This window comes from Candidatus Babeliales bacterium, from assembly GCA_036260945.1.
Classification (GTDB): domain Bacteria; phylum Babelota; class Babeliae; order Babelales; family JACPOV01; genus JACPOV01.
In genome coordinates this window covers 84913-96109 of the sequence record DATALT010000001.1, presented here as the reverse complement: position 1 = coordinate 96109, position 11197 = coordinate 84913, and the positions used below count along the sequence as shown (strand labels likewise).

8 protein-coding genes are annotated in these 11197 nt (G+C 41.4%); 3 read left to right on the top strand and 5 right to left on the bottom strand.

The genetic code is table 11. From position 1 onward, the window contains the following. Nucleotides 1–965, bottom strand: a 965-nt coding sequence (locus VHO47_00455) for a hypothetical protein (GenBank protein HEX2977581.1), incomplete at its 3' end; no start/stop codon positions are given. 118 nt (nt 966–1083) lie between these two features. Between VHO47_00455 and pgeF the strand changes: the two genes are divergently transcribed. Both pgeF and secA read left to right on the top strand, forming a co-directional pair. Beyond that, a complete protein-coding gene (pgeF, locus tag VHO47_00450; GenBank protein HEX2977580.1) occupies nt 1084–1809 on the top strand; it encodes a peptidoglycan editing factor PgeF in 726 nt (241 codons plus the stop codon). Between the two features lie 112 nt (nt 1810–1921). Then, on the top strand, nt 1922–4468 hold the full coding sequence (gene secA, locus VHO47_00445) for a preprotein translocase subunit SecA (GenBank protein ID HEX2977579.1): 2547 nt from the start codon (nt 1922–1924) through the stop codon (nt 4466–4468). 130 nt (nt 4469–4598) lie between these two features. Here the strand turns inward: secA and VHO47_00440 are convergent, their stop codons facing one another. The 4 genes from VHO47_00440 to VHO47_00425 form a co-directional block, all read right to left on the bottom strand. Beyond that, complete coding sequence (locus VHO47_00440) at nt 4599–6131, bottom strand: hypothetical protein (GenBank protein ID HEX2977578.1); 1533 nt, start codon at nt 6129–6131, stop codon at nt 4599–4601. 132 nt (nt 6132–6263) lie between these two features. Then, nucleotides 6264–7385: a UDP-glucose 4-epimerase GalE gene (galE, locus tag VHO47_00435; protein ID HEX2977577.1), complete on the bottom strand. Its 1122-nt coding sequence runs from the start codon at nt 7383–7385 to the stop codon at nt 6264–6266. A 198-nt stretch (nt 7386–7583) separates the two neighbouring features. After that, the gene (locus VHO47_00430) at nt 7584–7991 is read right to left on the bottom strand and encodes a hypothetical protein (GenBank protein ID HEX2977576.1); all 408 of its coding nucleotides are present in this window, start codon (nt 7989–7991) and stop codon (nt 7584–7586) included. A 15-nt stretch (nt 7992–8006) separates the two neighbouring features. Then, entirely contained in the window at nt 8007–9608 is a 1602-nt protein-coding gene (locus VHO47_00425; protein ID HEX2977575.1) for a hypothetical protein, read from the bottom strand. Nucleotides 9609–9926: 318 nt separating this feature from the next. Between VHO47_00425 and hisS the strand changes: the two genes are divergently transcribed. Then, nucleotides 9927–11177 (top strand): histidine--tRNA ligase, encoded by a 1251-nt coding sequence (gene hisS, locus VHO47_00420; protein ID HEX2977574.1) that lies wholly within the window; start codon nt 9927–9929, stop codon nt 11175–11177. Nucleotides 11178–11197: the final 20 nt, after the last annotated feature.

The following is an 11197-nucleotide window of genomic DNA, read 5'->3' as shown; positions in this document are numbered from 1 at the left end:
CTCAGCACACTAAAGGTTCCATTGCAGCACGCAGCCAACGAGGAGAATGTTCCGCTCGCATTGCTAGCCAGTGCGCCAAGAATTGTCCATGTCTGCTGGAACTCACTATTAATAGTTGCACAGCATGCTGTTAAAGTATTTCTAACGTCAGAAATTGCCGTAAACGTTGCCTGTTCATTAGAGATAATCGTTTGCTGGTTTGCAATTATAGCGCCCAATGAACTAAAAGTTCCATTACAACAAGCGGTCACCGATGTAAACACCCCACTCAAATCAACGACGGCACTTATTTCTAAGTTTGCTAAAATTGTCCATGTTTGCTGGAATTCACTATTAATAGTTGCGCAACATGCTGTTAAAGTAGTTTTTATATCGGCAAGAGAGCTAAAGGTGCTATTGCAACATTCATTAATTACAGAAAAAACAGGGCTGAAATCAACTGATGCAGTAATTTGCAAATTAGCAAGCGTAGTCCACGTTTCCTGAAATTCTCGTGCAATAGCTTCGCAGCATTCAATCAGTTCTTGATCGATAGTATTTACTTCAGTTTTAATTAGACCGAGAAGCGCCAACATCTGGCCCAAATCACAGCAACTTCCGCACCCACTTACTGCACCATCACCAATGAAAGGAGCATCAAGACGCGGTGCTTTTGTAGCATCGTTAACCTGTCCAAAAAATTTTAGCAACGATGGCATAACAACTAAAATATCTTGAGCACAAACATCATAATTTTCACTATTTAACGATCCCAAGCATCGTTCTAATGCCGCACTCACTTCTTTGCCAGAATTAGCGGCTATGCCAGACTCTTTGACAAGTAACAAAGTGCTGCGAAAATCAGCTGGTTCAGGAACTGTTATGAGTATTGGATCGTTATTACTATAAACAGATGCATTAATTGATAGAATTACAACATAAAATAAAATAAAAAATATGCGCGTAAAAGGAAATCGATTGCCCATTCTTCTCTTCCTGTTTTAAAACCAACGGATCTTTTGAAAAACTACGTAGCTAATGGATTAGTTGTCAACCATTTAGTTTTCATGCAAGCTTTTGGATATTCAAACGTAGGAACATTGAATGATCGTCCATTCCGAACCATTATTTGTAATTATTTTTGGTGATAAGCGCTCTGGATTTATACCACGCAATTATCATGCGCTCGCCAATTCACAAGAAATTTTGAAAGAAGCCCCATTTATGCAATGCAAAAAATGGGGGATAGATTCGCTTGGAATCCTTCATCAAACGCACAGCACACAGGGTTTGCATATTGATACTTACGAGCAGGCGGAGCAGCTTAAGCCATTTAAACATGAAGCTGATTTTAGCCTTACTCAACTTATTGGAGTAGGACTGGCTGTTGTTTCGGCAGATTGTTTGCCGCTCATTTTATATGATAAGAAAAATCATGCGATCGCCAACGTTCACGCTGGTTGGCGTGGCTCGGTCGATGGCATCGCCTCCATTGCCTTTGAGCGAATGAAAAGCATATTTGGATCGGAGGCTGAAAACATGCGAATTTTTCTGGGGCCATCTGCAAAACGGTGTTGCTATAGCGTCGGCGCCGACGTGCAAGACAAAGTTGGAAATTTTTCTTTCAAAGACGAAGTGCTTCAGCAGATGGGCGATTTAGTGATGTTTGATCTGCCACTTTTCAATAAACTGCAACTTGAAAGTATGGGGATTGCGAAAGATGCATTTAATGATGCGTATAATATCTGCACTATTCATACCGACTCGTTCAATTCTTATCGACGTACGCAATCTCCAGAACGACAAAGTACGATTGTCGCGCTAAGATAATTAATAGCTATGTCCCTTACTCATTATCGCTGGGGTACTTTTTATTGTGCGAGTACCATATCTATGTTAGATTGAGTACATTAAGTAAGTTTTTATTCTATAGGATTTTCCAATGATAGCCCGTCTTTTATCAATTGTTATTGGCACCAATAACGCACGTCAGTTGCGCAAAATTGATCCTATCGTCAGAGAGATAAATAATTTTGAGCCAGCAATTTCTGCTCTCACCGATGATCAATTGACTGCAAAAACTAATGAATTTCGTGAACAATTATCTCAAGGAAAAACACTTGATGATATTTTGCCGGAAGCTTTTGCTGTTGTTCGTGAAGCAGCGCGCCGCACACTCGGCCAACGGCATTTTGATGTACAGTTAATTGGCGGATATGTTTTGCATCAAGGGAAAATCGCTGAAATGAAAACTGGCGAAGGCAAAACATTAACTTCAACGCTTGCACTTTATTTAAATGCACTAGCGGGAAAGGGCGCACATCTTATCACCGTCAACGATTATTTGGCAAAACGAGATGCTGAATGGATGAGCCCTATTTATAATCTTTTGGGATTGACCGTCGGCGTCATACAAAATCAGATGAACGATGCAGAAAGAAAAAAAGCGTACGATGCCGATATTACTTACGGCACCAATAACGAATTCGGTTTTGATTATTTGCGCGATAACATGAAATTTCGCCTGCAAGATTATGTGCAGCGCGATCTTCATTATGCGATCGTGGACGAAGTTGACTCTATTTTAATCGACGAAGCACGAACACCGCTTATTATTTCTGGCGCTGCTGATAAATCGAGTAATCTTTACATTGATGTGAATGCAGTTATTCCGCGGCTTAAGCCAGTGACAGATTATGAAGTTGATGAAAAAGCGCGTAGCGTACAAATGACCGAAAGCGGCATCGATAAAATAGAAGCTGCTTTGGGAATTGATAATCTTTATGATGTAAAAAATTTAAATTTATTGCACCACGTTAATCAGGCGTTGAAGGCACACGCACTTTTCAAAGTTGATGTGGACTATGTCGTTAAAGATAATCAAGTATTAATAGTTGATGAGTTTACCGGTCGCATACTCCAGGGACGCCGTTATAGCGATGGATTACATCAAGCGCTTGAAGCAAAAGAAGGCGTTGCTATAGAACGAGAAACGCAAACGCTTGCCTCTATTACGCTACAAAATTATTTCCGGATGTATAAAAAGTTAGCCGGCATGACCGGAACTGCATTAACCGAAGCGGAAGAGTTTCACAAAATTTACAAACTCGATGTCATCAGCATTCCAACGCATCGAGCAATGATCAGAATTGATCAGCCAGATATTATATTTTTGACAAAAAATGCAAAATATAAAGCGATTGTTGCCGATATAAAAGAGCGGCATAAAAAAGGCCAACCTGTTCTTATTGGTACTATTGCGATCGAAACATCTGAGTTACTCAGTAATATTTTAACTGCCAATCATATACCTCATGAAGTGCTTAATGCTAAGCAACATGCGCGCGAAGCAGAAATTGTTGCGCATGCTGGCGAAATCGGACGCGTAACAATCGCCACAAACATGGCAGGACGCGGTACCGATATTAAATTAACGACAGATTCAGTATCTGCTGGTGGCTTATATATTCTGGGTACAGAGCGACATGAAAGTCGTCGCATCGATAATCAGCTGCGCGGCCGCTCAGGGCGTCAAGGCGATCCTGGCGAATCTCGTTTTTACATCTCACTTGAAGATGATCTAATTCGTATTTTTGCTGGCGATAGCATTAAGAAAAATATGCAACGCTTTGGTATGACCGAAGATGAGCAAATCGAATCAAGCTTTATCTCGAAAACAATTGAACGTTCGCAAGAAAAAGTTGAAAAGCATAATTTTGAAATTCGCCGTCAGCTTATTGAATATGATGATGTGCTTAATCAACAGCGTATGGTTATTTATGGCTATCGCAAATCGATTCTTGAAGGCGAAGAACAAATTTCACTTTTTGTTCGAGATTTAATTAGTGAATCAACGCAAGATTTAGTTGCAGAATTCTGCCCGAATCGAACCGTAACAAACGACGGTTACGCACAAATCATTCACGCTGTGAGCGTCATTACCGGTATTGCTGCTGGTGATATTGAAAAAGAAAATTTCAGTAAAGCTACAAGTGAAGCATTAGAGGCGGACGTCATTAATTTCTTGCTCATGAAATATGATCTTTATCATAACGGCCCAGAAACTGAAGCGCTTCACGAAGCCGAAAAATGGCTGATGCTCGAAATAATTGATCAAGCGTGGAAGCAGCATATGCTCAATTTAGATAATCTGAAAGAAGGAATCGGATTGCGCGGATGGGGGCAAAAAAATCCTCTTATAGAATATAAAAAAGAAGCATTCTTTATGTTCCAAGATATGATGAAGAGTGTTCGTATTGAAATTATCAATCATATTTTCCATTTAAATCTAGAACGTTTCAACAAAGCCGAACTTGAGCAAAAACGTCAACGAGAACTCAGCCAATTAAACCTAATTTCTGGTGATACATCTGCACAAGAAAATGGAAACAAGCCAGCGCCAAAACAAAAGAACGGCCCTGACGCTGGGCGCAATGAACCATGCCCATGCGGATCTGGCAAAAAATTCAAAAAATGCCACGGACAGTAGCCGATCTCCATTTTAAAATTGTTATCGCGAAAAACCCTCCGAAAAAAAATCGGAGGGTTTTGTTTTTTTAATGCTTCACAATTTAGGAATGGGGTCGCTGCGACATGATTTTTAATCTGCAGCGGGTAAACTATAATGATATTCCCCATTTAGCCCAAATAACAATTCGTTCCAACGCTAAATTATCGGATGCAAATTCGTATCCACCACCAATCCCAACGAACATTGGCCGTTTACAGCCATCCCAATTATAACCAACCGATGCGTATAAAATGTTTGAAACCGTTGATGGATGCGCTGCCGAACTTAAATTGAGATCGCCCGGTTGAATAGAATTCGAATTATACTCTTGCGCAGTTAGGGGTCCGACCGTCGAACCATTAAATGCTTCTCGTATCGTTATCGCACGATTCACGCTCGCGGCTACTGGTGGTGCGGAAGTCAATGCAATGCCGGTTGGAAATGGATCAAAAAGTTTTACTTTTTCGCATTGGCGTCCCCAGAAATTTGAGCCTGCTTCGATCTCCCAGTGGCACCATCTTATACCAATTGCAGAATTGAAATTGATCGTAAAGCGAGGACTTACGTGCACGCGTTGCGTGAAAACATTTATACCTTCAAAGGCAGCTGAAGCAACCGCGTCACTAAAACTTCTGTAGACAGATTGATAGCGACTCCATTGTTTATCGTATAAATCAAAGGAACGCGTTTGTCTATTGGTAAAAAGATAGCGTCCGTTAAAATCCATCGCGGAATAAAAAGTTCGATTTTTTTCTGGGCATCGCAAGAATTCAGAATAAAGCGAGCCACCCCACATCACGCCAAAATGGTGATTATTACCAACCACTGGTTCAAAAACAAACTCTCCAGTCGGTGTATTGCCCGTAGGGATGACAAGTCCAACGTACCCATATGCACCGTCAACATAATCACACGTCCAATCATATCCCAATTTAAATTCTATATCGCCGATTCCGGTTTCATGCCTTGCTCCATCAATTTTTCCAAACATCCATCCAGAACCAGTTACCGCACCAAATTGATTTTCCAATTTTTGTATACCGGTAAATGCCTCTTTAACCGAAATATTTATGCCGTCATTCAGTGGTTCAAAATCTTCATTGACGAGCACTTCCGTTAAACGCATATCATTTTTTACATAAAGAAAGGGAAATGAAAGTTCAATCCACCAACGTTTTTCGCATGGATCCCACCCAAAAAACTGAATCCAATCAATACCAATTCCGGCATACGTTTGCTGCGGCTTAAACGCAACTGCACTTTTAAAGCCGGGCGTTCCAGGAGCGCTAATAATATCAAAAAAATAAGGAATCACATCACGAAAAAGAGGATTAACAGCAGGAGGAATACCACCTCCAGAAGCAGTATCTTCCGCAAATATAAGCATACTTTTATCAAATGGCATAAAAAATCGAGCAAGATCTTGCTCATTCGTTGACTGACCGCCAAACGCGACCAATTGCAAAGCTCCCCGCCAACCAGTTTCAAAGCGTTGCGCACGATCATTTCTAAAAAGTGTTATTTTTTCTGGCGAGCATGTTTGAAACGGTGCACGAACCGAAAAAAAAGTTTGTCCCGAAGTATCAGCTATGAGCGCCTGCGCGCTCATTCCGAATAAAGAAATCAATATTATTTTTTTCATTACTATTCCGATCTCATTAAATTTTAAAAATGCAGCATGTACGCCTCAGTTGGAAGCGTGTCCAGAAATAACCAAACTCCGAGTTGTTTATTTAGTCTCGCAAAAGATTAATGATCGGTGCAATTATTTTTTTTATAAAACTTTTTCGATTAAAATTCCCGGCTGCGCAATTGCATCCTGCTGTTTAAAGAAAACTAGCGCAGATTTTAAAAGAAATTCTAAGTCGGAATACCGCGGCTGCCACTGCAAGATAGTTTTTGCCTTAATCGGATCGGCAACAAGGGTATGTGGATCTCCGGCACGTGGTTCCGAAATCAATGTATGCACGGTTGTTCCTGAAACACGCTGCACACCGTCGATCATTTCTTTGATCGAGTATCCAGAACCAGTTCCCAAATTAAACGCGTCAGATGGATTACCGCGCGCAAGATGTTCCAATGCCAATAAGTGTGCATTGGCAATATCAAGAACATGCACAAAATCACGCACGGCACTGCCATCTCTTGTTGGATATGAAGACCCAAAAATCGTAAACGGTTCGCGCATTAATGCCGCTTTTAAAAGCAATGGAATGAGATGAGTTTCCGGTTTGTGTTGTTCGCCAAGCCCTTCTTCAGGCAATGCTCCCGCTGCATTAAAATAGCGCAAAGCTATATAGCGTAATCCGTATGCATCGCTTGCATCTGCAAGAATTTCTTCAACCATCGCTTTAGTTCGGCCATAAGGGCTCATAGGGTTAATTGGATGCGCTTCTGTTAGTGGCAAAAATAGCGGCTGGCCGTACACAGCGCAACTTGAAGAGAAAATTATATTTTTGACATTCGCACGGAGCATTTGATCAATAAGAGTAATTGTTTTCGCAACATTGTTTTCATAAAAAGAAATCGGATCGCGCACTGAAATACCAACCTCGATCGATGCAGCACAATGCACCACTGCAGCAATCGAATAATTTGTAAAAATATTTTTTAAAATTTCAGTATTTGCATAATCACCGTTAATTACCGTTGCCCACGATGGATTAAAATGTTGACCATGCACAAACGAATCTAGAATAACGACGTGGTAATTCGCGCGGGCGCACAGCAATCCAATATGCGAACCGATATATCCGGCCCCGCCAGTAATCAAAATAGTTGGTTTATTCATTAAACATCTTTCATTGACCATATGAAAAACGCGCATCCCTCGATGCACCCAGGCTTCGCTTATAGCTTCGCCGGGCACTCGGGATGAAGCGTGATTTGATTCCATTACAAATTTCTTAATAGCCCAAATGAAAAAATAAATCCTGCGCTCGTCCCGAGTGTTTTGCGAAACCGTACAACAGTGAGCAAAATGTATCGAGGAATGCGAAGATTGGAGGATCATACAAAAATTAAATTTGGATGGCGAGAAAAAAAAGAAGGAGAGGTTTCCCTCTCCTTCTTTTTGCTTAGTAAAGCTACTTAATTACTTAAGTAAATCCGGTATTCCAGCAAGTCCATTAACTTCAGTTTTTTCAACTTGAGAAAGATTCTTGCCGGCGTCTTGGACCGCAGCAACCGCAGTTTTAACTGCAGCGGCAGCATTCCTAACATCCTGGCTTAATCCGCCGCGAACTGGCACAACCGGAATAATTGGTGCTTGGGTACCCGCAATCTGAGTTACATCTTGGATTAATCGAGTGAACGCGCGATTCCCTCTCCAGGTACCAAGTCTATCCAATACCATCTGTGCTTGTTCCGGATTATTGGAATCCTTTGCCTTTTGCAATGCTGCTGCGACTTCATCAAATGTACTATATTGTGTAACAGCAGCCTGCGCAATACCTTGGATCAAACAGCTTGCTAGAATGAAGAATGATAATAGTTTCTTCATCTATATCCCTCTCAGTTAGATGGATACGCCGATTTTGCCCCAAACCATCCAGCGTTGCAATACCGAGTTGCACGAAGCGAATTCATACGAACCGCCAAGTCCTGCAAAGATTGGCCAGCATCCGCACATATCAAAGTTGTAACCAGCTGAGCCATAAATCGTGTGCGACAGTGCGCATGGATTAGCCGCTGATTCTAAGTTAATGTCGCCTGCTTGTATAGAGTTATTTACATAATCCGTTGCAAGCGTTCCGCCAACAATATTTGATCCTGCAAATGTTTCGCGAATAGTAACTGCACGATTGATTCCAGCGACTGGGTTGCCCGTAGTGTTGTCAAAACCAGTAAGTGCTACAACGCCATTAACCCATGGAGTTTTGAGGCTTACTTTTTCGCATTGGCGAGCCCACATATTGTAGCCAGCTTCAAGTTCCCAACGGCAAACATCAAAGGTCAATGCAGAGTTCATATCGAAGGTCCAACGAGGATTTACACGCATTTTTTGTGTAAATAAGTCTATGCCTTCAATTGGTGCTGTTGAAGCAGCATCTGCAGCGCTGGTGTATACTAATGAATAACGGCTCCATTGCTTGTTGTAAAGATCAAATGAACGTGTTTGCGTATTACGGAACAAGTAGCGACCGTTTGTTTCGAGGTTCCACATTAAGTGTCTATCGCCATCGCAACCGCGCCATAGTTCAAAGCCCAACGCGCCGCCCCACATTACGCCAAAGTGATGGTTGTTACCAATAATTGGCTCGAACACATATTCACCTTTTGGTTTGTTACCTGTTGGGATAACAACGCCAACGTATCCGTATGCATAGCATGTCTCTTCACAAAGCCAGTCGTAACCAAGTTTGATTTCAACGTCAGCTACGCCTGTTTTTGAACGAGAACCATCAATTTTGCCAAAATTAAATCCAGAACCGGTAACCACACCACCAGCGCCTGTCGCAAATGGCTTACCTGTACCTGTATTACCGCTGAAAGCTTGTGTTACGTTGAAGTTAACAGCTGAACTTAAAGCTGTTCCTTGAACTAAGACGGTTTCCGTCAAACGCATATCGTTCTTAACATTAAGAACTGGGAACGATAGCTCGAACCACCAACGTTTATCGCATGGATCGCAATTCCATCCAAAATATTGAATCCAATCAAATCCGCCACCAACGTATGTTTGGCGAGGATTGAAACTCACTCGGCTTGCAAAGTTGTGGCCACCCGTTTGGATATTGAAATTGACAGCATTCACATCGCGGAAGAATGGATTTATTGCTGTCGGTGTACCGCCACCGCCGTTGATGCCCGTTGCACCTTGTTGCTCAGCAAAAATTAGTTCATTAACTGCACCAGAAGCATGAACGCCACCAGGCAAGAAGAACTTAGCAAGCTTTTTGCCCTTGGTTGAACGACCACCAAATACTACTGCTTGCATTGCTCCCATCCAGCCATCTTCTTTGGCTTTTGCTCGCATATTTCTGAAAAGAGTTATTTTTTCAGGAAATGCTGATTGGAATGGAGGACGAATTGAGAAGAAGGTATGGCTCGTGAAATCAGCTACTGCTGAAACAGTTACACCAAGCAATAAGAGAGGAATGAGAAATTGTTTTCTCATGGACACTCCTTTTTTGAAAACATTAAACATCTTTACACTCTACCTTACACTTATTTGAGTTCTAACAATTTTAGAACACGCTCGTCAATATTTTTCTGGGCTTTCACCTCCTCGTAGATTTTTTCGGGGGTTGCTCTTTTGATACTTGACTCTTTTCTACCATTATCTGAAAAAAGAAGTCAACTATTTTTTGCAAAGTGCATAAAAATGGAATACGATCAAATCGGCACGCAACAGTATCAATCGGTAAACGTATCGTTATACTGATGTTTATTAAAGCCCTTTGAATAAATGATTCATCCGTAAAGGATTCCGGTAATGATTACCAAAGTTCGCGGCACGCACGATATTATAGATACCACGTTTTTTAATTTTATTATAAAATCAGCAGCTGCCCACTTTAGACGCGCTCATTTTAGTGAGATTGTAACCCCGATTCTTGAACCAACCGATCTTTTTAAGCGGACGCTCGGGCTTGCAACCGATATCGTCTCTAAAGAAATGTTTACTATAAACAGCTCTGGAGATAGTGATGCCATCTGTTTGCGCCCTGAAGCGACCGCCTCAACTATGCGTGCCTTTTTAGAGCACGGCAATCTGAGCACTCCGTTTAAAATATTTTCTCATGGCTCAATGTTCCGGCACGAGCGCCCTCAAAAAGGAAGATTTCGAGAATTTCACCAATTCAACATCGAAATGATTGGAGCCGAAAATATTTCTCACGATGCTTTTTTGCTTTGCCTACTCGATCAGCTTTTCCAAAATACGTTCAAACTTGATACTTATGCATTAATCATAAATTTTTTAGGTTGTTCACAAGATCGGATTGATTTTAAACCAAAGTTGCATGCTTTTTTAGTCGAACATGAAAACGAAATTTGCAACGACTGCAAGGCCCGTAAAGAAAAAAATATTATGAGAGTTTTTGATTGCAAAACTCCAAAATGCCAAGAAATTTATAGGCACGCTCCTTCGATTGCGCAGCATTTATGCATCCACTGCGCCGCTGAATGGCAAAGGCTGAAAGAGCAACTTGAAATTCTCTCTGTTACGTACACCGTCTCGCCCCATTTAGTACGCGGCCTTGATTATTATGAGAAAACGGTTTTCGAATTTACTTCTGCACTTTTAGGTGCGCAAAGCACTTTTTGCGGGGGCGGCCGCTATAATCAATTAGCCACGATGCTGGGGAGCAAGAATGATTATCCTTCAATTGGAGCAGCTATCGGAATTGAGCGGTTGATGCTCATGCTCGAACCAATAAAGGATGCATTGCCCCTTGCGCAAGAACCTGCTTTGCATGCCATTATACCGCTTTCTAAACAACAGCATAATTTAGCGCTCCTGATTGGAGATTTGTTGTTTGACAGTGGATTATGCGTAGAATTACTGCTCGATAGCGATTCTATTAAAAATTCAATGCGTAAAGCAAATAAGCTTGGCGCTCACTATGCTTTAATAATAGGATCAGAAGAACAAGAAAAAGGATTGGTTACGGTAAAAACTATGATGACTGGAATAGAAGAGAAAATTGCACAGCGCGATCTCGTTGCATATTTAAAAAAATAAAGCGCCCAGGAATTTCTTCC